General features: G+C 70.2%; 16 protein-coding genes and 1 pseudogene. 10 read left to right on the forward strand and 7 right to left on the reverse strand.

All coding sequences use genetic code 11. From position 1 onward, the window contains the following. Positions 1-96: 96 nt before the first annotated feature. Positions 97-722, reverse strand: a pseudogene (locus ABT095_RS19365) (RNA-guided endonuclease InsQ/TnpB family protein); the annotation flags it as partial. 236 nt (positions 723-958) lie between these two features. On the opposite strand from ABT095_RS19365, the gene ABT095_RS19370 reads away from it, so the two are divergent. Continuing rightward, entirely contained in the window at positions 959-2,008 is a 1,050-nt protein-coding gene (locus ABT095_RS19370) for an NAD(P)-dependent alcohol dehydrogenase (protein ID WP_350530667.1), read from the forward strand. An 804-nt stretch (positions 2,009-2,812) separates the two neighbouring features. Here ABT095_RS19370 and mmsB read toward each other — a convergent pair. The 3 genes from mmsB to chvE all read right to left on the reverse strand — a co-directional run bounded on the left by mmsB (position 2,813) and on the right by chvE (position 6,818). Next, positions 2,813-4,045 (reverse strand): multiple monosaccharide ABC transporter permease, encoded by a 1,233-nt coding sequence (gene mmsB / locus ABT095_RS19375; RefSeq protein ID WP_350530668.1) that lies wholly within the window; start codon positions 4,043-4,045, stop codon positions 2,813-2,815. Between the two features lie 3 nt (positions 4,046-4,048). Further along, complete coding sequence (gene mmsA / locus ABT095_RS19380) at positions 4,049-5,596, reverse strand: multiple monosaccharide ABC transporter ATP-binding protein (protein ID WP_350530669.1); 1,548 nt, start codon at positions 5,594-5,596, stop codon at positions 4,049-4,051. A 124-nt stretch (positions 5,597-5,720) separates the two neighbouring features. Then, positions 5,721-6,818, reverse strand: coding sequence for a multiple monosaccharide ABC transporter substrate-binding protein (chvE, locus tag ABT095_RS19385; protein WP_350530670.1), 1,098 nt, complete (start codon positions 6,816-6,818; stop codon positions 5,721-5,723). 593 nt (positions 6,819-7,411) lie between these two features. On the opposite strand from chvE, the gene ABT095_RS19390 reads away from it, so the two are divergent. Continuing rightward, positions 7,412-7,774, forward strand: a complete 363-nt coding sequence (locus ABT095_RS19390; RefSeq protein WP_350530671.1) for a DUF1304 domain-containing protein — start codon at positions 7,412-7,414, stop codon at positions 7,772-7,774. A 202-nt stretch (positions 7,775-7,976) separates the two neighbouring features. Further along, positions 7,977-9,329, forward strand: a complete 1,353-nt coding sequence (locus ABT095_RS19395; protein ID WP_350530672.1) for an extracellular catalytic domain type 1 short-chain-length polyhydroxyalkanoate depolymerase — start codon at positions 7,977-7,979, stop codon at positions 9,327-9,329. Between the two features lie 55 nt (positions 9,330-9,384). On the opposite strand, the gene ABT095_RS19400 is transcribed toward ABT095_RS19395, so the two are convergent. The 3 genes from ABT095_RS19400 to ABT095_RS19410 form a co-directional block, all read right to left on the reverse strand. Continuing rightward, positions 9,385-10,548, reverse strand: a complete 1,164-nt coding sequence (locus ABT095_RS19400; RefSeq protein ID WP_350530673.1) for an endo-1,4-beta-xylanase — start codon at positions 10,546-10,548, stop codon at positions 9,385-9,387. Positions 10,549-10,739: 191 nt separating this feature from the next. Then, a complete protein-coding gene (locus ABT095_RS19405) occupies positions 10,740-13,232 on the reverse strand; it encodes a glycoside hydrolase family 9 protein (protein ID WP_350530674.1) in 2,493 nt (830 codons plus the stop codon). 192 nt (positions 13,233-13,424) lie between these two features. After that, positions 13,425-14,456, reverse strand: coding sequence for a LacI family DNA-binding transcriptional regulator (locus ABT095_RS19410; protein ID WP_350530675.1), 1,032 nt, complete (start codon positions 14,454-14,456; stop codon positions 13,425-13,427). A gap of 261 nt (positions 14,457-14,717) precedes the next feature. Here ABT095_RS19410 and ABT095_RS19415 point away from each other — a divergent pair, with 261 nt between their 5' ends. From ABT095_RS19415 to araA, 7 genes are all read left to right on the forward strand, one after another. Next, the gene (locus ABT095_RS19415; protein WP_350530676.1) at positions 14,718-15,701 is read left to right on the forward strand and encodes an ABC transporter substrate-binding protein; all 984 of its coding nucleotides are present in this window, start codon (positions 14,718-14,720) and stop codon (positions 15,699-15,701) included. Between the two features lie 97 nt (positions 15,702-15,798). Next, the gene (locus ABT095_RS19420; protein ID WP_350530677.1) at positions 15,799-17,322 is read left to right on the forward strand and encodes a sugar ABC transporter ATP-binding protein; all 1,524 of its coding nucleotides are present in this window, start codon (positions 15,799-15,801) and stop codon (positions 17,320-17,322) included. Beyond that, positions 17,319-18,401, forward strand: a complete 1,083-nt coding sequence (locus ABT095_RS19425; protein ID WP_350530678.1) for an ABC transporter permease — start codon at positions 17,319-17,321, stop codon at positions 18,399-18,401. Before ABT095_RS19420 ends, ABT095_RS19425 begins: the two co-directional genes overlap by 4 nt. A 38-nt stretch (positions 18,402-18,439) precedes the next feature. Next, positions 18,440-19,396 carry a galactofuranose ABC transporter, permease protein YjfF gene (gene yjfF, locus ABT095_RS19430; RefSeq protein WP_350530751.1) on the forward strand — a complete coding sequence of 319 codons (957 nt, stop codon included), beginning with the start codon at positions 18,440-18,442 and terminating at the stop codon, positions 19,394-19,396. Positions 19,397-19,539: 143 nt separating this feature from the next. After that, positions 19,540-21,237 (forward strand): ribulokinase, encoded by a 1,698-nt coding sequence (locus tag ABT095_RS19435; RefSeq protein ID WP_350530752.1) that lies wholly within the window; start codon positions 19,540-19,542, stop codon positions 21,235-21,237. A gap of 3 nt (positions 21,238-21,240) precedes the next feature. Further along, positions 21,241-21,912 carry an L-ribulose-5-phosphate 4-epimerase gene (locus tag ABT095_RS19440; RefSeq protein WP_350530679.1) on the forward strand — a complete coding sequence of 224 codons (672 nt, stop codon included), beginning with the start codon at positions 21,241-21,243 and terminating at the stop codon, positions 21,910-21,912. A 14-nt stretch (positions 21,913-21,926) separates the two neighbouring features. Further along, complete coding sequence (gene araA, locus ABT095_RS19445) at positions 21,927-23,432, forward strand: L-arabinose isomerase (RefSeq protein WP_350530680.1); 1,506 nt, start codon at positions 21,927-21,929, stop codon at positions 23,430-23,432. Positions 23,433-23,481: the final 49 nt, after the last annotated feature.

The raw sequence follows: 23,481 nt of genomic DNA on the forward strand, positions 1-23,481 counted from the left end.
GCTACCTCACGCCACTCGAGATCCGCCAGCGGCACCAGCAAGGCCACACCCTCGCGGCGTAGACGGAGAGTGTCCAGCCGCAGGGTGGAACTTCAGGTTGGTGATCTTCTCCCCGGTGGAGAGCGTCACCAGCGACGTGATTCCGGCGTCGGTGCCGACAGTCGATCCTGCGGGAGCGTCAGGCATCGTGGGGCGGTCGTCGCACAGCATCGAGACGAACCACCGTCCAGCCGCGTCCTGCGACACGGTCACCGTGGACGGCGACTGTCCCTCGGGCAGCGGCCGGGACCACACGATGTCCAGCGGCTCGGCCATTTTCGCCAGTGTCAGCCGGCCGTTCCGGTACCGGAACACGCTGGTGGTGTACTTGGCAGACCTGCGGGACTTCTTCCGGCTTTTGAACGTTGGGTACTTCGCCCGCTTGAGCCAGAAGTTGGCGAACGCTCCCTGCAGATGCCGCAGCGCCTGCTGCAACGGAACGGACGACACCTCCGTGAGGAATACCAGCTCCTCGGTCTTCTTCCACTCGGTCAGCATCGCCGACGTGGCGTTGTAGTTCACCCGCGCCCGGCGCATCGTCCACGCCTCGGACCGGGCCGCCAACGCCTTGTTGTACACGAGCCTCACGCACCCGAACGTGCGAGACAGCTCAGCCGCTGCGCATCCGTCGGATAGAAACGGAACCGATACGCCCGCTTCACATAGCTACTGGTCACACTCACAAGCTAGTCACGACTGACGTACTGACCGACCGTGCAGATCATGGCATTGCGGTGCGCTTTGCGGCGAAACGCGGCCCACTGCCCTACTCCGCAGGAGACTCAATTCCTCCCCAGCTTGAAGGCCGGGGTTTCCTTGTAGACATCCGATGAGGGTGCTAATGCCAGTGGTACGAACAGCGATCGTACGAAACAGGGGGTGCTGGCTGGCGGTCCGCCGGAAGGGCAGGCTTGTCGGCATGACGAACACCACCATCTCCGCCTATGCCGCCCCCGCGCCGAAGGCGCCGCTGGAGAAGACCACGATCCCCCGGCGGGCGCTCGGCGAGCAGGACATCCTGATCGACATCAAGTTCGCCGGCATCTGCCACTCCGACATCCACCAGGTGGACGGCGACTGGGGCGACGGCATCTTCCCGATGGTCCCGGGCCACGAGATCGCCGGGGTGGTCTCCGAGGTCGGCCCCGGCGTCACCCGTTACGCGGTGGGCGACCGGGTGGGCGTCGGCTGTTTCGTAGACTCCTGCCGGGAGTGCGACAACTGCCGGGCCGGGCTCGAGCAGTACTGCACCGGCGGCGGCATGGTCGGCACCTACAACTCGGTCGGCCGGGACGGCGAGCCCACCTACGGCGGCTACTCCACCCACCTGGTGGTGGACGAGAACTACGCCGTCCGCATCCCCGAGTCCATCCCGCTGGACGCGGCCGCCCCGCTGCTGTGCGCCGGCATCACGCTCTACTCCCCGATCAACCACTGGCAGGCGGGCCCCGGCAAGAAGGTTGCCGTCATCGGCCTCGGCGGCCTCGGGCACATGGGGGTGAAGATCGCCCATGCCAAGGGTGCCGAAGTCACCGTGCTCAGCCAGTCGCTGCGCAAGCGGGAGGACGGCCTGCGGCTCGGCGCGGCGCACTACTACGCCACCTCCGACCCGGCCACCTTCGCCGAGCTGGCCGGCAGCTTCGACCTGATCCTCAACACCGTCTCGGCGGACCTGGATCTGAACGCCTACCTCGGCCTGCTGAGGACCGACGGTACCTTCGTGCAGATCGGGGCTCCGGAGAACCCGGCGCCGGTGCACGCCTTCGCGCTGATGGGCGGTCGGCGGTCGCTGGCCGGCTCGATGATCGGCGGCATCCCGGAGACCCAGGAGATGCTCGACTTCTGCGCGGAGCACGGCCTCGCGGCGGACATCGAGGTGATCCGGGCGGACCAGATCAACGAGGCCTACCGTCGCGTCCAGGCCAGCGACGTCCGCTACCGCTTCGTGATCGACATCGCGACGATCTGAGGCAGCGGAACGGGTGGCCTGCCGCCGGCGCTTCGGCTGTGCCCGGCGGTGGGTCCGGCGGTGGGCCCGGGGAGTCGAGGCTGCCCGGCCGTACTTGACGGAGTCGGTGTTAGCGTTAACAATTACATCAGTGTTAACGGTAACAGCCGACCGTCTCGGCTGTGGCCCACCCACACTCCGTCGGCCCGGGGCCGGGACCACACCCGCTTCGGTCCCTCCCCGCCCGACGGCCCCGTTCCGCCCTTCTTGAGGGTGAGGCAGCGGAACGGGCAGCCGGCCGCCGTCGTCCCACGGGCTCGTGGAACGACGGCGGCCGACGACTTTTCAGCCCGGCTGCAGGGCGGAGGGCCTGGCCCACGTGGAGGATTCGCCGCCGGCAGGCCGATCCGCCCGGTCTCGCGGTCCGGCCCGCGCAGCGTGACGAAGCCGAGGGGCCCGGGCAGGCCGGGGATGACGAGGCACTGGTCGTCGAAGACGCCCAGGACGGCGGTCGGCTCCCACTGCCGGGACGGATCATCCCGCTCGGGCGCCCCCGCTGTGGCCCCGACGGACCGTTCGAGGGCGGCCTCGCCTTCGCGGAAGCGGAAGCCGAGCTCGCCGGGTCGGTCGACCAGCTCGGTGGATCCGACGGGCGTCCTGGCCTCCACCAGGTCGAAGCCGTCGAGTGCCGGGGCGGAGAGCCTCGGTGCGCCCGGAATGAAGGCCGGCCGGGCGAGCGGCGCCCGAGGACGCCGCTCGCCCGGCCGAGGGACTCCACCCGGGCCCGGACCTCGAACCTGACCGCTGGGCCCGGTCGGGGTGTCGTCAGGAACCCACCTTGCGCTTGTTGTAGACGTCGAACCCGACGGCGGCGAGCAGGACCAGGCCCTTGATGACCTGCTGGTAGTCGGTGCCGACACCGACCAGCGACATGCCGTTGTTGAGCACACCGAGCACCAGGCCGCCGATGATCGCGCCGAAGACGGTGCCGACACCGCCGCTGGCCGAGGCGCCGCCGATGAAGGCCGCCGCGATGGCCTCCAGCTCGAAGTTGATGCCCGCCTGCGGGGTGCCCGCGTTGAGCCGGGCCGCGAAGACCAGACCGGCGAGTGCGGCCAGGACGCCCATGTTGACGAAGGCCAGGAAGACGACCCGCTTGCTCTTGACCCCCGAGAGCTTGGCCGCGGCCTCGTTGCCGCCGATCGCGTAGGTGTGGCGGCCGATGATGGAGTTGCGCATCAGGTAGCCGAAGCCGACCAGCAGCACGCCGAGGATCAGCAGCACGATCGGGAAGCCCCGGTAGCTGGCGAGCAGCAGGGTGAAGACCGCCACGGCGGCGGTGATGACCGCGAGCTTGGCCAGGAACAGCCCCGCCGGGAGGAGCTCGAGCCCGTACGAGGCGGCCCGTCGGCGCCCTCGGACCTCCTGCAGGACGGCGACCGCGAGCACGGCCGCGCCGAGCAGCAGCGTCAGGTTGTGGTAGTTGGTGTGCGGGCCGACCTCAGGCAGGAAGCCGTTGCCGATCTGCTGGAAGCCGCGCGGGAAGGGCGCGATCGACTGGCCCTGCAGCATGATCTGGGTGCCGCCACGGAAGAGCAGCATCCCGGCCAGGGTGACGATGAAGGAGGGTATGCCGATGTAGGCGATCCAGAAGCCCTGCCAGGCACCGGCCGCCGCGCCGATCAGGAGGGCGAGGACGAGTGCGAGCGGCCAGCTCATCCCGTGCTTGATCATCAGCACCGCCGAGGCGGCGCCGACGAACGCGGCCAGCGAGCCGACCGAGAGGTCGATGTGCCCGGCGATGATGACGATCATCATGCCGATCGCGAGGATCAGGATGTAACTGTTCTGCTGGATCAGGTTGGTGACGTTCAGCGGCTGGAGCAGGATGCCGTCCGTCCAGATCTGGAACAGCACCACGATCAGCGCGAGCGCGAGCAGCATGCCGTACTGGCGGACGTTACCGCGCAGGGCCCGCAGCAGAACGGCGCCGACGGAAGAGTGTTCGGCGGCGGGCGGGGTGCTCGCCGTGATCTCGGGGGTTTCGGTCTGGGTCATCGGTCACACCTGCTCGTTCGGGGTCGCCGCGCTCGTGGTGAGCAGGCGCATGAGGGATTCCTGGGTGGCGTCCGCGCGGCCGAGTTCACCGGTGAGCCGGCCCTCGGCCATGGTGTAGATGCGGTCGCACAGGCCCAGGAGTTCGGGGAGTTCGGAGGAGATGACGAGCACGGCCCGGCCTTGCGCGGCGAGGTCGGCGATCACCTGGTAGATCTCGGCCTTGGCGCCGACGTCGATGCCCCGGGTCGGCTCGTCCAGGATCAGGACCTCCGGCTCGGCGAAGATCCACTTGCTGAGGACGACCTTCTGCTGGTTGCCGCCGCTGAGCTTGCCGGTCTCGGCGAACACCGAAGGCGCCTTGATGTTCAGCGACTTGCGATACCGCTCGGCAACGCGGTGCTCCTCGTGCTCGTCGACCACCCCGCGCCGGGAGACCTTCTTGAGGGCGCTCAGCGAGATGTTGCGGCTGATGTCGTCCAGCAGGTTGAGCCCGAGGTGCTTGCGGTCCTCGGTGACGTACGCGAGCCCGTGGCCGATGGCCTCGGGGACGGTCCGGGTGGAGACCTCCTTGCCGTGCATCAGCACCCGGCCGCCGGTGTGGCGACCGTAGGAGCGGCCGAAGACGCTCATCGCGAGCTCCGTGCGGCCCGCGCCCATCAGCCCGGCGATGCCGACGATCTCGCCGTGCCGCACGTTCACCGACACTCCGTCAACCACCTTGCGCTGGTGGTGGATCGGGTGCTGGACCGTCCAGTCCTCGACGGCCAGGGCGACTTCGCCGATCTCGGGGGTGCGCTCCGGGTAGCGGTGCTCGAGGTCACGGCCGACCATGCCCCGGATGATCCGGTCCTCCGCGATGCCCTCGGGGCCGACCGCGAGCGTCTCGATGGTCCGCCCGTCCCGCAGGATGGTGACGGAGTCGGCGACCTTGGCGATCTCGTTCAGCTTGTGCGAGATGATGATGCACGAGATGCCCTGGGCCTTGAGCTCCAGGATGAGGTCGAGCAGCTTGCGGCTGTCCTCGTCGTTCAGCGCGGCGGTCGGCTCGTCCAGGATCAGGAGCTTGACCTCCTTGGCCAGCGCCTTGGCGATCTCGACCAGCTGCTGCTTGCCGACGCCGATGTCGGCGATCCGGGTCTGCGGGTTCTCGCTGAGCCCCACCCGCTTCAGCAGCTCGGCGGCGTGGCTGAGCGTGCGGTGCCAGCTGATGATGCCGCGCTTGGCGTGCTCGTTGCCGAGGAAGATGTTCTCCGCGATGGACAGGTACGGCACCAGGGCGAGCTCCTGGTGGATGATCACGATGCCGCGCTGCTCGCTCTGGCGGATGGACCGGAAGTGGCAGGGCTCGCCCTGGAAGAGGATCTCGCCCTCGTAGGAGCCGTGCGGGTAGACGCCGCTGAGCACCTTCATCAAGGTGGACTTGCCGGCGCCGTTCTCGCCGCAGATGGCGTGGACCTCACCTGCGGCGACGGTGAGGTTGACGTCGGACAGGGCCTTGACGCCGGGGAAGGTCTTGGTGATCGAACGCATCGCGAGGACGGGTCCGGCCATGGTGGGCATCCGTTTCGACTGGGGGATTCGGCTGGGGGCGGTGCGGGCGGGGCGGACCGGTCAGGGGTGGTCCGCGGTGCCCGCACCGCCCGGCTTCGGCGGCTGGGGAGCCTCGGGCTGCCGCTTACTTGAGCTGGGCGGCGCTGTACTGGCCGCCGTCGACCAGCACCTTCTGGTAGTTGTCCTTGTCCACGCTCACCGGCTGCAGCAGGTAGGCCGGGACGGTCTTGACGCCGTTGTTGTACTGGGTGGTGTCGTTGGTCTCCGGCTTGCCACCGGTGAGCAGCGCGTCGCCCATCTGCACCGCGACCTTGGCCAGTTCGCGGGTGTCCTTGTAGACGGTCTGGGTCTGCTCGCCGGCGATGATCGACTTCACCGAGGCCAGCTCGGCGTCCTGGCCGGTGACGACCGGCAGCGCCTTGCCCGAGCCGCCGTAGCCGACGCTCTTGAGTGAGGACAGGATGCCGATGGAGATGCCGTCGTAGGGCGAGAGCACGGCGTCGACCCGGGCGGAGGTGTACGACTTGCTCAGCAGGTTGTCCATCCGGGACTGGGCGACACCGCCGTCCCAGCGCAGCGTGGCGACCTGGTTGAAACCGGTCTGGCCGCTCTGGACCACCAGCTTCTTGCTGTCCAGGTACGGCTTGAGCACGCTCATCGCGCCGTTGAAGAAGAAGGTGGCGTTGTTGTCGTCCGGGGAGCCGGCGAAGAGCTCGATGTTGAAGGGGCCCTTGCCGCCCTTGAGGTCCAGCTTCTGGGCGATGTAATCGGCCTGGAGCACCCCGACCTTGAAGTTGTCGAAGGTTGCGTAGTAGCCGACGTTCTTGGTGCCGCGGATCAGGCGGTCGTAGGAGATCACCGGGACGTGGGCCTCGGCGGCCTTCTGCAGGACGTCGGTGAGGGAGGAGCCGTCGATGGCCGCGACCACCAGCAGCCTGGCCCCCTTGGTGATCATGTTCTCGAGCTGGGCGACCTGGTTCTCGACGACGTTGTCGCCGTACTGCAGGTCGGTCCTGTAGCCCTTGGCCTGGAACTGCTTGACCATGTTGTCGCCGTCGTTGATCCAGCGCTCCGACGACTTGGTGGGCATCGATATGCCGATCAGCCCGCCCTTGGTGTCGGCCTTGGGCGCGTCGCCCCCGACGCCGTTGGCACTCTGGCCGCAGGCGGCGAGTGTGAGCGACAGAGCAGCGGCGGCGAGGGGCGCCACAAGCTTCCGCACGGTTCCTCCAGTGGTGTACCGGTCCGCCCCCTCCCGCGCGGACGCCTTGGATCGGTCGAGCCGCAGCTGAGCGTGGGGTGCGTAGGTGAACGTGATGTTGCGGCCTGATGGCTTCGGACGGGCAGTCCTGGGCCTGTCCTGGCTCGGCGTTACATGAGTGTTAACGCTAACAACTGAGGCGTCAAGGTCTCTTCGGATCACCGTTGGATATCGCATCGGCCCGATCCGCGCCCGGGCGCAGGCCGCTGACGGCCATCGTGTTAGCGGTAACAATCTGCCCTCGTCCTCATGCCAGTTCCATCCGGTGGATCGAGTCGCCGTTGCACCACTCTGTGGTCGCAGCCCACGGAACGGTTGCCGTTCCGGCGAAGACTTCTCCGCCGGCTCGGGTGAGGGAGGTGCGGCGGCCGGACCGCTGGAGCAGGCACGCCGTCACATGGGCGCGTGCTGTCCTCGGTTCAGCTGTCAGCTGCCGCCGGGGCGGGAGAGGGTGCCGGGCGCTGGGAGACTCTCGGGAGACGTGTGCCGTCTGCCGGGGGAAAGGGCGTTGTTGCTGAGGTGGGCCGGGCCGTCGGCTGCGTAGTATTCCGGCCATGTCCACTGCTGCCGTGATCGCGGTCGTCGCCCTTGCCCTCCTGCACGTCTACATCCTGGTTCTGGAGATGTTCCTCTGGACCACGCCCCGAGCACGGGCCTCCTTCGGTACGACGGAGGAGTTCGCTGTGGCGACCAAGGCGATGGCCGCCAACCAGGGCCTGTACAACGGCTTCCTGGCCGCCGGCCTGTTCTGGGGCGCCTTCGCCGGAGACCCGGTGGGGTTCCAGGTGCGGCTGTTCTTCGTCTCCTGTGTCGCCGTCGCAGGCCTGTTCGGCGCGGTGACGGCCTCCCGCAAGATCCTCTTCGTGCAGACCGTGCCCGCGCTCGTCGTGCTCGCCCTGGTGCTGCTGGCGCACTGAGCGGGCTGTCCGGATGAAACTTTCACCGCGCCCGGCGGGTCTGTCGGGCGCGGTGGTGGCGTATCCGCAGGTGGGTGCGGGACGCGCCAGGCCCCGAGCCAGGAGGCGTTGACGGTGAGGTTGATCGCTACGAGCATCGGCATGTTTCGGTGACATTGCCGGAACATTTCGACACTCCAGCGATCTCGGACGGAGAAGTTCTGTGCATCGATCCCGTTCCCTCAAGTCCCGCCTTCTCGGCCTGGCCGCCGCGATCGGCTTCGCGGTCGGGCTGGCCCTGCCGGCCGCGCCCCCGGCCGCTGCGGCCTCGCTGACGCAGATCAGCGACTTCGGCGCCAACCCGACCGGCCTGGTCATGAACCTGTACGTGCCGAACGGCGTCAAGGCCAACCCGCCGGTCCTGCTGGCCCTGCACGGCTGCCAGGGGTCGGGCCCCTACCTCTACTCGAGCACCGACTTCGCCTCGCTGGCCGACCGGTACGGGTTCGTGGTGATCTACCCCTCGACCAACCCCGGCGGGAGCTGTTGGGACGTCTCCTCCGGCCAGGCGCTGACCCGGGGCGGCGGCAGCGACCCGATCGGGCTGATGTCGATGATCACCTACACGGAGCAGCACTACGGCGGCAACGCCAACGCCGTGTACGTGACCGGAGAGTCCTCGGGCGGGATGATGACGAACGTGATGCTCGCCGACTACCCCGACGTGTTCAAGGCGGGCGCGGCGTTCATGGGCGTGCCCTACCACTGCTTCTACACCGGGTCCGTCCGCGGCTGGAACTCGGCCTGCGCCCAGGGCCAGGTCTCGATGACGCCGCAGCAGTGGGGCAACCTGGTCCGCGGTACGGGGGATCCCGGCTACACCGGTCCGCGTCCGCGCGTCCAGCTGTGGCACGGCACCAACGACACCATCCTGAACCACAACAACCTCGGTGAAGAGATCAAGGAGTGGACCGACGTCCTCGGCGTCAGCCAGACCCCGTCGGCCACGGACACCCCGGCCGCCAACTGGACCCGCACCCGGTACAACAACAGCGCCGGCACCACTCAGGTCGAGGCGTACAGCATCGCCGGGGCCGGGCACGAACTGCCGGTGAAGGGTACCGAGATGGCTGCCACCGCGATCCACTTCATGGGCCTGGACGGCGGAACCTCCGGCGGCGCCGCGACCGGTGCGCTGCACGCGGTGGCCGCGGGCAAGTGCCTGACCGACGCGAACGGCACGACGCTCGGCACCCAGCAGCAGATCTACGGGTGCAACTATGGTGCGAACCAGACCTGGACGCACACGCCGTCGAACCAGCTGACCGTCTCCGTCGGAGGCAGCATGCTGTGCCTGGACGCCGAAGCGCACGGCACCACCAACGGCACCAAGGCGATCGTCTGGTCCTGCAACGGCCAGGCCAACCAGCAGTGGCAGCTCAACTCGAACGGCACTGTCACCGGGGTGCAGTCGGGGCTCTGCCTGGACGTCAGCGGTCTGGGCACCGCCGACGGCACCCCCGTCCAGCTCTGGGGCTGCAGCGGCGGCAACAACCAGCAGTGGAAGATGGGTTGACGGGGTTGACGCCACCGGGTCCGCAGGGGAACACCCCTGCGGACCGACCCGGGGGTCACTGCCTCCCGGTGCCCCGGCCGCCGTGGTGCGCGGCCACTGCCAAGTCCTGCTGGAGCGCGAAGTAGGCGGGCTTCGGTCGCAGCTTGACGTCGTAGAGCAGGCCGTAGCCCTCGCCGCTGAACGTGCCCGGGATCCAGGAGTCCCCGTCGTACACGCCCCAGGCCGTGAACGAGATGCAACTCCGGACGAGCTGGCAGCTCTTGAGCATCTCGGAGAACTCGTACGGCTGGGCGAACTCGGCGAGTTGGCTGGTCGGTGCCTGGTCCGTCGCGTTGTCGACGAAGGTGCGCACGTCGGCCTCGGTGACGGCGACCTCCAGCCCCAGGTCGCCGTAGCCCTGCAGGTCGGCCTGGAAGCGCTGGGCGTCGAAGCCGTACTGGGTGTCGAGATGCCCCTGCTCACCCACTCCGTCGACGGGCACCCCCTGCGCGCGCAGCTTCGCGACGTAGTCGCGCACCGCCGTGTACTTCGCGTTGGTGCCGTCCTGGCCGGCGATGTTGTAGTCGTTGTAGAACAGCAGGGCCTTCGGGTCCGCCTGGTGCGCCCAGCGGAAGGCGTCCGCGATGACGCCCTCGCCCAGGTGCTCGACCCAGAAGTCCTTGCTGTTGAGGCCGTTCGGCAGGGCGCTGTCCCAGGAGTTGGCGAAGACCTCGTTGACGACGTCCCACTGCCAGATCCTGCCGCGGAAGTGGCTGACCTCGTCGGTGATGTGCCGGTGCAGGATCTCGCGCAGCTGCGCGTTGCTGATGGAGCCCTCGCCCACCCCGGTGGTGAGCCAGCCCGGCAGCTGGTTGTGCCACATCAGGGTGTGGCCACGGACCTCCTGCCCATGCCGCTCGGCGAACCGCACCAACTGGTCGGCGGGGCCCCAGTCGTAGCTGCCCCGGCTGGGCTCGACCGCCTCCCACTTCATGACGTTCTCCGGGGTGACGACGGAGAACTGCTCGGCGGCGATCTCCGTGTACGCCTGGTCGGTCCCCAGCTTGGCCATGTCGAGGGCGGTGCCGATGCGCAGGTGCTGCCGCGCGCCCAGGGCGCGCAGGGAGTTGCCCGGAATCGACGGGGCGCCGTCTCCGGCGGCCGTCGCCGCCGTGGACGGAACGAGCATGAGGACGGCGGCCAGACCGGTGGCGGCCGCGAGCTGACGGCGCAGCTTCACAGCGAACTCCTGGGGTGGGGGGCGGTGGTGCGAAAGTTTCGAAATATCTATCGAACGCCTCGAAAGCTAGTCGCCGGAATCTTCCGGAGTCAATGGGGCTGCAGGCACCAGGAGTTGAAGCCGGGCCGAACGGACGCTGCCCGCCGCACCGGGATCGTGACGGTGCGGCGGGCAAGGGGCCGGGCTGGTGCTCAGGCGCAGGTGGCACCGTTCAAGGTGAACCGGGCCGGCGCCGGGTTGGCGCCGGAGTAGGTTGCCTGGAACCCGAGGCTTGCGCTCGCGCCGGGGGCCAGGGTGCCGTTCCAGCCGGCGTCCCGCGCGGTCACGGCGGCGCCCGACTGGGTCACCGTCGCGTTCCAGGCGTTGGAGATCCGCTGGTCACCCGCGAAGCTCCAGCCGAGCGTCCAGCCGGAGACGGTGGAGGTGCCGGTGTTCTTCACGGTCACCGTCGCGGTGAACCCGTTGCTCCACGCGTTGTCGACCTTGTACGCCACCGAGCAGGACGCCGACGGGGGCACGGGGTCGTCATCGGCCTCGGTCGCCGTGAAGGTCGCCGCCTGCACTCCCGGGCCGCCGACCGAGAACACCGCGCTGCCCGCCGTGCTGTCGGGATCCTGTGCGGCGGAGAGCGAAATCGACTGCTGTGAAGCCCAGTTGGCCGGGGTGAAGAGCAGGGAGGAGGTGGTCGCCGACAGGTCGGTGTCGCCCGAGACGCGGGTGACCGTCACCGTGACGTTCTGGGTGGGGGCGGCCGAGAGCCGCACCGCCACCGTCGCGGAGCCGCCCTCGGGGACGGTCACCGCCGCGGGCGTCACCTGCACGGCGGGCGTCGCCGGTGCCGGCCGCCGCTCGGCGGCGAAGGCCGCGAGCCAGGCCAGCGAGGCGTTCCAGTTGATCGCCACCTCGTTGGTCGAGTAGGAGCCGATGTCGTCGACGTAGCAGGCCGCCGGTGCGCAGCCCGTCAGCTGGGCCTTTGCCACCGGGTCCTCGAGGCCCGCGTCCGGGCCGCCCGCGAAGGCTCCGGCGGGCGGGTGCGGCAGCGAGGGGTCGTTCTCGTGCGCCCAGAACCGGTGGTGCTCGTTCTCCGAGGCCCGCTCGCCGTAGCCGGACACGTACGAGCGGTCCAGGGCGTTGCGGCCCAGCAGGTAGTCCATCGTCTCCAGCGCGCCGGTGCGGTAGCGCCGGGCGCCGGTCAGCTCGTAGGCGACGGCCAGCACCATCGCGTTGTTGGCCACCGCGCTGTTCGACCCCCACACGTACCCGTCGGCGGGGATCGGCACCGCGTAGCCCTGCCCGGCCATGGTGGCCAGGCAGCCGTCGGCGGCCGAGGTCAGCAGGCCGCGCAGCCGCGTCACGTCATCGGCGGGCAGGGCCACGCCGGGCACGGTGGCCAGGGTGATCCGGCCGAGCGTCGCGGTGCCGCCCCAGTAGAACGCGCTGGTCGGCTCGGTGTGGTGCGGTGAGGAGGTGACGGCGTCCCGGTACTGCGCCTCGCCGGTGGTGGCGAGGAGTTCGGCCGCCGCCCAGTAGAACTCGTCGGAGACGTCGGAGTCCTCGTACGCGCCGCCGCCGGTGCTGTCGGCCGCCGGGGCGAGAACGTTCGGGTTGGCCTTGGCCGCCGTCCAGGCGCGGCGGGCCGCGTCCAGGCAGCGGGCGGCGAAGGCGGCGTCGTACGGCGCGTACACCCGGGCGCACTGCGCGGCGGTGGCGGCCAGGTTGAGCGTGGCGGCGGTCGACGGCTTGTGCAGCTCGCGCTGCTGGTCGTCAAGTTCGGGCCTGGTCGGCAGGCCGGTCCACTGCGCGTCGTGCATCTTGTGGAAGGCCATCCCGGCCATCGGCTTGCCGTCCGGGACTTGCATCCGCAGCAGGAACTCCAGCTCCCAGCGGGCCTCGTCCAGCACGTCCGGCACCCCGTTGCCGCGCTCGGGTACGCGCAGAGTGGCGTCGCCGAGAGCAGCGTCACCGCCCGAGCGGCGAGCCCGCTCGAAGGAGTTGACCAGCTCCCAGGTCGCGATGCCGCCGTTGACCACGTACTTGCCCTGGTCGCCGGCGTCGTACCAGCCGCCGCGCACGTCCAGGCGGTAGTCGCACACCCCGGCCTGGCAGGGCACGCTGGTGTCGCCCTTGTTCGGCGCCACCCCCAGGTGGCCGGCCGGGCGGGCGTAGGCGCTGCCGACGAGGGCCGCGTCGATCGGGATGCCGCTGCGCTGCTGGTAGAAGAACGACATGCTGTCGGCGCGCAGCCCGTCGTAGAGCGCGGGCGAGATGTCGAAGGGGTGGCTGGCCTGGCCGTTCACGACCAGGGTGAAGCCGGTGCCGGTACCGGTGTACGCGCCGAAGTCGACCAGGTGGGTGGACTGGCCGGAGGCCTGGTCGGCGCCGTGCACGGTGGTGCTGCCGGTGGCGACCTGTGTGCCGGAGGCGTCGCGCAGTTGCCAGGCGAGCGGGGTGGCCGCGGAGCTGATCACGGTGGCCCGCTTGGGGCCGTCGGGAAGATAACCGAGCTGGTTCACCCGGACGGGGAAGTCGGCGGCCGAGGCGGCGGCGGTGACCGCCGGGGTAGCGGCGGTGGCGGTGGCCGGGGCGAACGCGAGGGTGGTCGGGCCGCCGGCGGCCAGGGCGAGGCCGGTCAGCACGGCGGCCGCGCGCCGGGACAGTCTGCGGCCACGGGGAACGGGAGGCATGGGTGGAGCCTTCCTTCATGGGGTGGGAGAGAGTGGGAGCCCCGCATGCTGGGAGCGCTCCCACTGGACCCATGAAGCCAGCGGTCCGACCGCCGCGTCAAGACTGCGTAAGTGATCGACAGGTGAGGTGAGGTGACGTCAGGGGCGGACCCCTTGCCGGGGCCCCGGTCCGGTCGGCCCGCCCCGCCCGGCTCAGCCGCGCCGGGCGGGGGCGGCGCTGCGGCGGAGGACGAGTTCGGGAGCGATCTGGACCTGCGTCACGGGGCTTGCGGAGCCGCCGAGTTCGGCGACCAGGAGTTCGAGGGCGCGGCGGCCCAGTTCGCCGAAGTCCTGGCGGACGGTGGTGAGCGGTGGGATGAAGTAGGCGGCCTCGGGGATGTCGTCGAAGCCGACCACGCTGATGTCACCCGGCACCGAGCGGCCGGCCTCGTGCAGGGCGCGCAGCAGGCCGAGGGCCATGTGGTCGTTGGCGCAGAAGACGGCGGTGACGTCGGGCAACCGGGCGATCCGCTGCCCGGCCTCGTAGCCGGACCGGGCGGTCCAGTCGCCGATCTCGACGGGCTGGACCCAGGCGTGGGCTGCCCTGAGGGTGCGTTGCCAGCCCTCTCGCCGGTCCTGGCTCTCCAGCCAGCCGGGCGGGCCGGCGAGGTGGTGGACGGTCCGGTGGCCGAGGTCGAGCAGGTGCCGGGTGGCGGCCTCCGCGCCGGAGCGGTTGTCGACCGAGACCATCGGAATGCTGGCCCGGGTGCCGGAGCCGACCGCGACCAGCGGCACCGAGCTGGACACCTTGCCGACGGCGCTGACGGCGGAGGTCTGCGGTGCGATCACCACGACCCCCTCCACGCCCTGGTCACGCAGCCGGTCGACGGCTTCCTGGAGGGAGCGGCTGTCGAGCCCGCGCAGGCTGGCCACGCTGACGAAGTATCCGGCGTTGCGGGCGGCCCGCTCGATGCCGTCCAGCATCGAGGCCGGGCCGTAGAGGGTGGACTCGAAGCTGACCACGCCGAGAGTCTGCGAGCGGCGGGTGACCAGCGCGCGGGCGGCGGAGTTGGGCCGGTAGTCCAACTCCCTGATCGCGGCGAGCACTCGCTCCCTGGTGTCGGGGCGGACGTGCGGCGCGTCGTTGAGCACCCGGGACACCGTCTGGTGGGAAACGCCGGCGAGTTTCGCCACGTCCGCCATCACGGGCTGCCGTGCCTCGGAACCGACCGTTTCGGTCTCCACTCTGCCACTCCCTAGCCGACTGCGGACGGTGTTCCAGAGTACCTGGCGAGCGGATCTGTTCGCGCTAACAGACAGGACGGCCAGGCGGCCGGACCGGCGGCGCCCGGCGGCTGGTCCCCGCACTGGTCAAGATTGGGTAACGGGCCGCGGCGAGGCTTGTCCGGCCAGATTGTTAGCGCTAACAATTTCCACGGACGAAACGGCGCCGTCACATCACCGATGCCGCCGGCGTGATCGATGATCCCGAGAGGAAGTCCCCACATGTCGAAGAGAGCCGCGGCCGCCCTGGTCGCCGGTGCGATGGTCACCGTTCTCACCGCGTGCGGTTCCGGTGGCGGCGGAGGCTCCGCCGACAAGGGGGCCGGCCACAAGCTCGTGGTGGGCTTCTCGCAGGTCGGCGCGGAGAGCGGCTGGCGCACCGCCAACACCAAGTCGGTCCAGGAGTCGGCGAAGAAGGCCGGCATCGAGCTGAAGTTCTCCGACGCGCAGCAGAAGCAGGAGAACCAGATCAAGGCCATCCGCTCCTTCATCCAGCAGAAGGTGGACGTGATCGCCTTCTCCCCGGTGGTGGAGTCGGGTTGGGACACCGTCCTGAAGGAGGCCAAGGACGCGCACATCCCGGTCATCCTGACCGACCGCGCGGTGGATTCCAAGGACGAGTCGCTCTACGTCTCCTTCCTCGGCTCGGACTTCGTGGAGGAGGGCAAGAAGGCGGGTGACTGGCTGGTCAAGCAGTACCCGGCGGGCGGTGGCGAGGTGAACATCGTCCAGCTCGAGGGCACCACCGGTTCGGCCCCCGCCAACGACCGCAAGTCCGGCTTCGCGGACGCCATCAAGGGCGATCCCAGGTTCAAGGTCGTCGCCTCGCAGACCGGCGACTTCACCCGGGCCAAGGGTAAGGAGGTCATGCAGGCCTTCCTGAAGTCCCAGCCGAAGATCGACGTGCTGTTCGCGCAGAACGACGACATGGCGCTCGGCGCGATCCAGGCGATCGAGGAGGCCGGCAAGAAGCCCGGCGCGGACATCAAGATCGTCTCGGTGGACGGCGTCAAGGACGCCTTCACCGCGATGAGCCAGGGCAAGATCAACTACGACGTGGAGTGCAACCCGCTCCTCGGCGACCAGCTGATGGACCTGGTGAAGAAGGTCAAGGCCGGTGAGCAGGTGCCCCGGCGGATCAAGACCGAGGAGGGCACCTTCACCCCCGAACAGGCCACCGCGGCTCTGCCTAACCGCCAGTACTGACCCACCCTTTGGCCGGGCGGGGCCGCTCCTGCGCCCCGGCCCCGCCCGGCCCGGACCGACTCCGGGGCGGTCCGGGCGAGAAGAGAGGAGTACCGGGGTGCCTCAGCAACCGGTCCTGCAAGTGCGGGGGATCCGCAAGGAGTTCCCCGGGGTGGTGGCGCTGGACGGGGTCGACTTCCGGCTCTTCCCCGGCGAGGTGCACGCCCTGATGGGCGAGAACGGCGCCGGCAAGTCCACCCTGATCAAGGTGCTCACCGGCGTCCACCCGGCGGACGGCGGCGAGGTGGTGCTCGCCGGGCAGCCGGTGTGGATCGCCGGGCCGCTGCAGGCCCAGCAGGCCGGCATCAGCACGGTCTACCAGGAGGTGAACCTCTGCCCGAACCTGTCGGTCGCGGAGAACATCTTCATCGGCCGGGAGCCCCGCCGGTTCGGGATGATCGACTGGGCGGCGGTGCGCCGCCGGGCCGCCGAGCTGGTGCGGGAACTCGAGCTGGACATCGACGTACATGTGCCGCTGCACAGTTGCTCGATCGCCGTCCAGCAGCTGGTGGCCATCGTCCGGGCCGTCTCGGTCAACGCCAAGGTGCTGATCCTGGACGAGCCGACCTCCAGCCTGGACCGTGACGAGGTTGGTCAACTCTTCGCCGTCATGCGGCGGTTGCGCGACCAGGGTGTGGCGATCCTGTTCGTCTCGCACTTCCTCGACCAGATCTACGAGATCTGCGACCGGATGACCGTGCTGCGGGGCGGCCGGCTCGAGGGCGAGTACCGGACCGAGGAGCTGAACCAGGTCGAGCTGGTCTCGCAGATGATCGGCGCCGAGCTCGCCGGGCTCGACGAGCTCGGCGGCGGCGCCCGCCGCGAACGCACCGCGCCCGCGAGGGGAACGGCGTTCCTGCAGGCCGACGGGCTGACCCGGCGGGGCGCCGTGGAACCGTACGACCTGGTCATTGAGCGGGGTGAAGTCATCGGCCTGGCCGGGCTGTTGGGATCCGGACGGACCGAGGCGGCCCGGCTGCTGTTCGGCGCCGACCAGAGCGACGGCGGCACCCTGCGGATCGAAGGGGTCGAGACGACCCTGCGCGGCCCGCGCGACGCGATCGCCCGCGGCATCGCGTTCTGCTCCGAGAACCGCAAGACCGAGGGCCTGGTCGGCGAGTTGACGGTGCGGGAGAACATCGTGCTGGCGCTGCAGGCCGCCCGGGGCTGGACCCGCCCGCTCTCGCGCACGGTGCAGGACGACTACGCGCTGCGCTGGATCCGCGCCCTGGACATCCGGCCGGGCAACCCCGAGGCGCTGGTGCGCAACCTCAGCGGCGGCAACCAGCAGAAGGTGCTGCTCGCCCGCTGGCTGATCACCGACCCCAAGCTGCTGATCCTCGACGAGCCGACCCGTGGCATCGACATCGGGGCGAAGGCCGAGATCCAGCGGCTGGTGGCCGGTCTCGCCGAGGACGGCATGGCGGTGCTCTTCATCTCCGCCGAGCTGGAGGAGGTGCTGCGGCTGAGCCACCGGGTCGGGGTGCTGCGCGACCACCGGCTGGTCGCCCAGTTGGAGAACGACGGCGGGCTCACCCAGGAGCGCGTCATGGCCACCATCGCGAGCGGAGCGGAGCAATGAGCACGGCAACAGCGGTGGGCCCGGCGAAGGCGCTGACCAGGTACCGGCTGTTCTGGCCGGCCGTGGTGCTGGCGGCGCTGCTGCTCGCCAACCTCGCCTTCACCCCAGACTTCCTCGCCGTCCACGTCCAGGGCGGCCACCTGTACGGCTCACTGATCGACATCCTGCACTTCGGTGCCCCGCTGATCCTGGTCTCGCTCGGCATGACCCTGGTGATCGCGACCGGCGGCATCGACCTGTCGGTCGGTTCGACCGTCGCGATCGCCGGTGCGCTGGCCTGCCTGCACATCAGCAAGGCCGCCGACCCGGGCAGTCTCGGCACCGTGCTGACCGCCGTGGGCATCGCGCTGGGCACCGCGCTGGCGCTCGGGCTGGTCAACGGGGTGCTGGTGGCCAGGATCGGCGTCCAGCCGATCATCGCCACGCTGATCCTGATGGTGGCGGGGCGCGGCGTGGCCCAGTTGATCACGGACGGGCAGATCATCACCGTGACCAGTGCGCCGTACCAGCTGATCGGCGGCGGGTACTGGCTGACCGCGCCGTTCGCGATCCTGCTCAGTGCCCTGGTGGTGCTGGCCACCGCCCTGCTGACCCGCTCGACCGCGCTCGGCCTGTTGCTCGAGTCCGTCGGCGGAAACCCGGTGGCGAGCCGGCTGGTCGGCATCCGGGCGATGCGCCTGGTGGCGCTCGGCTACGTGTTCTGCGCGCTGTGCGCGGCGCTGGCCGGGCTGATGATCTCCTCGAACGTGTCGGCCGCGGACGGCAACAACGCCGGTCTGTGGATCGAGCTGGACGCCATCCTCGCGGTGGTGCTCGGCGGGACGTCGCTGGGCGGCGGCCGGTTCTCGATCGGGGGCACCGTGCTGGGCGCGCTGATCATCCAGACCCTCTCCACCACGGTCTACACGATCGGCATCCCGCCGGAGACCACCCTGGTGTTCAAGGCGTTCGTGGTCATCGTGGTCTGCCTGGTCCAGTCGCCGGTCTTCCGCGCCAAGCTCGCCGCCCGGGGCATCCGGGCCCGGCGTACCACCCGGCCGCAGGCTGTGGCCCCCACCAAGCGGGAGGTCGGCGCGTGAGCGCTCACACCCAGCTCCCTCGTGTGAGCGCTGACAAGATGCTGGCCCGCCTGCGGGGGCAGATCCCGCTGCTGGTCACCGCCGTGCTGCTGGTGACGATGTTCAGCGTCGGGTCGGTGCAGTACGACGGCTTCTTCTCCGGCCAGGTCGTGCTGAACCTGTTCATCGACAACGCCTTCCTGCTGGTCGTCGCAGTCGGCATGACCTTCGTCGTGCTGACCGGTGGCATCGACCTGTCGGTCGGCGCGGTCGTCGCGCTGTCCACCATGGTCTCCGCCTGGCTGGTCGAGCGGCAGGGCTGGCCACCGCTGCTGGTGATCCCGCTGGTCCTGCTGATGGGAACCGCCGGCGGCTGGCTGATGGGCTGGATCATCCACGTCTTCGAGATCCAGCCGTTCATCGTCACGCTGGCCGGCATGTTCCTCGCCCGCGGCCTCTGCTACACGATCAGCATCGACTCGATCTCCATCACCAACCCGCAGTACACCGCGATGGCACAGACCCGGATCCCGCTCGGCAGCCTGTTCGTCTCACCGAGCGCCGTCATCGCGCTGCTGGTGGTCGCCGTCGGATTCGTCGTCCTGCACCACACCCGGCTGGGCCGCAACGTGTACGCGCTCGGCGGCAGCGAGCAGTCGGCGCTGCTGATGGGCCTGCCGGTCCAGCGGACCAAGACCACCGTCTACGCGATCAGCGGATTCTGCTCCGCACTCGGCGGCGTGCTGCTCACCTTCTACATGCTGTCCGGCTACGGGCTGCACGCCGTGGGTCTGGAGCTCGACGCGATCGCCTCGGTCGTCATCGGCGGCACCCTGCTGACCGGAGGCTCCGGGTACGTGCTCGGCACCCTGCTCGGCGTGCTGGTGCTCGGGCTGATCCAGACCGTGATCAGCTTCCAGGGCACCCTCAGCTCGTGGTGGACCCGGATCGTCATCGGCGCCCTGCTGTTCGTCTTCATCGTCCTGCAACGACTGATCACCGCCCGGCGGCGCTGATCACCGCCCGGCGGCGCTGATCACCGCCCGGCGGCGCTGACCGCCGCACCCCCGAACCCCGTGCGGGCCGGCCGCTCCCAGCCTCTTCGGCCGGCCCGCGCGGCCATGTCCACCGCCCCACCCTCAAGGAAGAGACCGTGAGCGTGACCTCCCAGCACGACCAGGCCGACGCGCCGGAGACCTACGTCGTCGGCGTGGACTTCGGCACCCTGTCGGGGCGCGCGGTCGTGGTCCGCACCAGCGACGGCGAGGAGCTCGGCACCGCCGTGCACGCCTACCCGCACGCGGTGATCGAGGACCACTTGCCCGGCTCCGGCCGCCGCCTGCCCCCGGACTGGGCGCTGCAGCACCCCGAGGACTGGCGCGAGGTGCTGCGCACCGCCGTCCCCGCCGCGCTGGCCGCCGCCGGGGTCGACCCGGCGAGGGTCATCGGCATCGCCACCGACTTCACCGCCTGCACCGTCCTGCCCGTCCGGACGGACGGCACCCCGCTGGCCGAGACCGCCGAGTGGTCCGAGCGCCCGCACGCCTGGCCCAAGCTGTGGAAGCACCACGCCGCACAGGCCCAGGCCGACCGGATCAACGCGCTGGCCCACGCCCGTGGCGAGAAGTGGATCTCCCGCTACGGCGGGAAGATCTCCGCGGAGTGGCAGTACGCCAAGGCCCTGCAGGTCCTGGAGGAGGACCCGGAGGTCTACGCCGCCTGCGAGCGCTGGATCGAGGCCGCCGACTGGATCGTCTGGCAGCTCACCGGCGCCGAGTCCCGCAACACCTGCACCGCCGGCTACAAGGGCATCTTCCAGGACGGCGGCTACCCGAGCGAGGACTACCTCGCCGCGCTCCACCCGGAGTTCGCCGACTTCGCCCGCACCCGCCTGGAGCACCCGCCGGCGCCGCTCGGCTCCCGGGTCGGCTCGCTCACCCCCGAGGCCGCCGCCTGGACCGGCCTGCCCGCCGGGATCGCGGTCGCCGCGGGCAACGTCGACGCGCACGTCGCCGCGCCCGCCGCGCAGGCCGTGGAGAACGGGCACCTGCTCGCCATCATGGGCACCTCGACCTGCCACGTGGTCAACGGCGCCGCGCTCGCGGACGTGCCCGGCATCTGCGGCGTCGTGAACGGCGGGATCGCCGAAGGCGCTTGGGGCTACGAAGCCGGCCAGAGCGCGGTGGGCGACATCTTCGCCTGGTGGCTGCGCCAGGGCCTGCCCGCCGACTACCTCGCCGAGGCCGAGACCACCGGCGAGGACGCGCACCAACTCCTCACCCGCAAGGCCGCCGCCCAGCGGGTCGGCGCCCACGGCCTGGTGGCGCTGGACTGGATGAACGGCAACCGCTCCACCCTGGTCGACCACCACCTCTCCGGCGTCATCGTCGGCCTGACCCTCGCCACCCGCCCCGAGGAGATCTACCGCGCCCTCCTCGAGGCCACCGCCTTCGGCACCCGCGTGATCGTCGAGGCCCTGGAGCAAGGCGGCGTCCCCGTCCACGAGTTCGTCGTGACCGGTGGCCTCAAGAAGAACGCCCTGCTGATGCAGATCTACGCCGACGTGCTGCGCCGCCCGGTCTCGCTCGCGGTCTCCGAGCAGGGCCCGGCCCTCGGCTCGGCGATCCACGCCGCCGTCGCCGCCGGGGCCCACCCCGACATCCGCGCGGCCGCCGCCGCGATGGGCCGTGTGCAGCGCCACGCGTTCCTGCCCGAGGAAGGCCGCGCCGAGGCGTACGACGCCCTGTTCGCTGAGTACCGCCTGCTGTACGACCACTTCGGCACCGGCCCCGACAAGCTGCTGCACCGCCTGCGCCGACTGCGCAACGCAGCCCTCACCCACGACAGCGAGGACTGAGCCATGACTTCCCCGATCGAGCTGATCCGACGTCAGGTAGCCGATCTGCACCAGGAGTTGGTCCGCTACGGCCTGGTCGTGTGGACGGCCGGCAACGTCTCCGCCCGGGTGCCGGGCGAGGACCTGCTGGTGATCAAGCCCAGCGGCGTGTCCTACGACGAGCTGACTCCCGAGAACATGATCCTGTGCGACCTGGACGGCAAGGTCGTCGAGGGCGAGCACTCACCCTCCTCCGACACCGCCGCCCACGCCTACGTCTACCGTCACCGCCCCGACGTCGGGGGCGTGGTGCACACCCACTCCACCTATGCCAGCGCCTGGGCGGCGCGTGGCGAGCCGGTGCCGTGCGTACTCACCGCGATGGCCGACGAGTTCGGCGCCGAGATCCCCGTCGGGCCGTTCGCCCTGATCGGGGACGACTCCATCGGGCGCGGCATCGTGGAGACCCTGGACGGCCACCGCTCGCCCGCCGTGCTGATGAAGAGCCACGGCGTCTTCACCATCGGCAAGGACGCCAAGGCGGCGGTCAAGGCCGCCGTGATGTGTGAGGACGTGGCCCGCACCGTCCACGTCTCCCGCCAGCTCGGCGAGCCGCTGCCGATCGCCCAGGCGGACATCGACCGGCTCAACTACCGCTACCAGAACGTCTACGGCCAGCAGCCCGCTGCCCAGTGAAGGAGTACCGCAAAGTGACCGAGGTTTTCACCGGGCGTGAGATCTGGTTCCTCACCGGCAGCCAGGGCCTGTACGGCGAGGAGACGCTCCAGCAGGTCGCCGAGCAGTCCCGGCAGGTCGTCGAGCAGCTGACCGCGGCCGGGCTGCCGGTCCGGCTGGTCTGGAAGCCGGTGCTCACCGACGCCGGTTCGATCCGTCGGATCTGCCTGGAGGCGAACGCCGACGACGCCTGCGCCGGCCTGATCGCCTGGATGCACACCTTCTCGCCCGCCAAGATGTGGATCGCGGGCCTCGACGCGCTGCGCAAGCCCCTGCTGCACCTGCACACGCAGGCCAACCGCGACCTGCCGTGGGCCACCATCGACATGGACTTCATGAACCTGAACCAGGCCGCCCACGGCGACCGCGAGTTCGGGTACATCCAGTCCCGCCTCGGCGTGGCCCGCAAGACCGTCGCCGGACACGTGAGCGACCCTGCGGTGGCCCGCCGGATCGCCACCTGGTCCCGCGCGGCGGCCGGCCGCGCCGACCTCGGCTCGCTCAAGCTGGCCCGGTTCGGCGACAACATGCGCGATGTCGCCGTCACCGAGGGTGACAAGGTCGAGGCCCAGCTGCGGTTCGGCGTCTCCGTCAACACCTACGGCGTCAACGATTTGGTGGCTGCCGTGGACTCGGCCTCCGAGGACGAGGTCACCGCCCTGGTCAAGGAGTACGACGAGTTCTACCGCCTCGCCCCCGAGCTGCGCGCCGGCGGGGAGCGGCACGAGTCGCTGCGCTACGCCGCCCGGATCGAGCTCGGCCTGCGCGGCTTCCTGGTGGCCGGCGGGTTCGGCGCCTTCACCACCAACTTCGAGGACCTCGGCGGGCTGCGCCAGCTGCCCGGCCTGGCCGTGCAGCGGCTGATGGCCGACGGCTACGGGTTCGGCGGTGAGGGCGACTGGAAGACCTCGGTCCTGCTGCGCACGCTCAAGACCGTGGCCACCGGCCTGCCCGGCGGGACCTCCTTCATGGAGGATTACACCTACCACCTGGAACCGGGACGGGAGTTGATCCTCGGCGCGCACATGCTGGAGGTCTGCCCGTCGATCGCCGCCGCCGCGCCGTCCTGCGAGGTCCACCCGCTGGGCATCGGCGGCCGCGAGGATCCGGTGCGCCTGGTCTTCGACGCCCGGCTCGGCCCGGCCGTGGTGGTCGGACTCGCCGATCTGGGCGACCGGTTCCGGCTGGTCGCCAACGAGATCGACGTGGTCGAGCCCCTGGCCGCGCTGCCGAACCTGCCCGTCGCCCGCGCCGTCTGGCAGCCCCGGCCGTCCTTGCGGACCTCCACCGAGGCCTGGCTGACGGCCGGTGGCCCCCACCACACCGTACTCTCCAGCGCTGTCGGCACCGAGGAGCTGGACGACCTCGCCGAGATGCTCGCCACCGAACTGGTGGTGATCGACGACGACACCACCATGCGCGGCTTCACCCGCGAGCTGCGCTGGAACCAGGCCTACCACCGGTTGGCCCAGCGTCTCTGACGTACCGTCATATTCAGGCCGACGACGCCCGCACTCGTGCGGGCGTCGT

This window comes from Kitasatospora sp. NPDC002227, assembly GCF_040296285.1.
In the GTDB taxonomy this organism is placed as follows: Bacteria; Actinomycetota; Actinomycetes; order Streptomycetales; family Streptomycetaceae; genus Kitasatospora.

Bases quoted from the DNA above. Each gene is read 5' to 3' on its own strand.
- ABT095_RS19440 (WP_350530679.1), top strand. From the start codon at position 21,241: ATGACTTCCCCGATCGAGCTGATCCGACGTCAGGTAGCCGATCTGCAC.
- yjfF (WP_350530751.1), top strand. From the start codon at position 18,440: ATGCTGGCCCGCCTGCGGGGGCAGATCCCGCTGCTGGTCACCGCCGTG.
- mmsA (WP_350530669.1), bottom strand. From the start codon at position 5,596: ATGGCCGGACCCGTCCTCGCGATGCGTTCGATCACCAAGACCTTCCCC.
- ABT095_RS19415 (WP_350530676.1), top strand. From the start codon at position 14,718: ATGTCGAAGAGAGCCGCGGCCGCCCTGGTCGCCGGTGCGATGGTCACC.
- ABT095_RS19390 (WP_350530671.1), top strand. From the start codon at position 7,412: ATGTCCACTGCTGCCGTGATCGCGGTCGTCGCCCTTGCCCTCCTGCAC.
- ABT095_RS19370 (WP_350530667.1), top strand. From the start codon at position 959: ATGACGAACACCACCATCTCCGCCTATGCCGCCCCCGCGCCGAAGGCG.
- ABT095_RS19425 (WP_350530678.1), top strand. From the start codon at position 17,319: ATGAGCACGGCAACAGCGGTGGGCCCGGCGAAGGCGCTGACCAGGTAC.
- mmsB (WP_350530668.1), bottom strand. From the start codon at position 4,045: ATGACCCAGACCGAAACCCCCGAGATCACGGCGAGCACCCCGCCCGCC.
- ABT095_RS19405 (WP_350530674.1), bottom strand. From the start codon at position 13,232: ATGCCTCCCGTTCCCCGTGGCCGCAGACTGTCCCGGCGCGCGGCCGCC.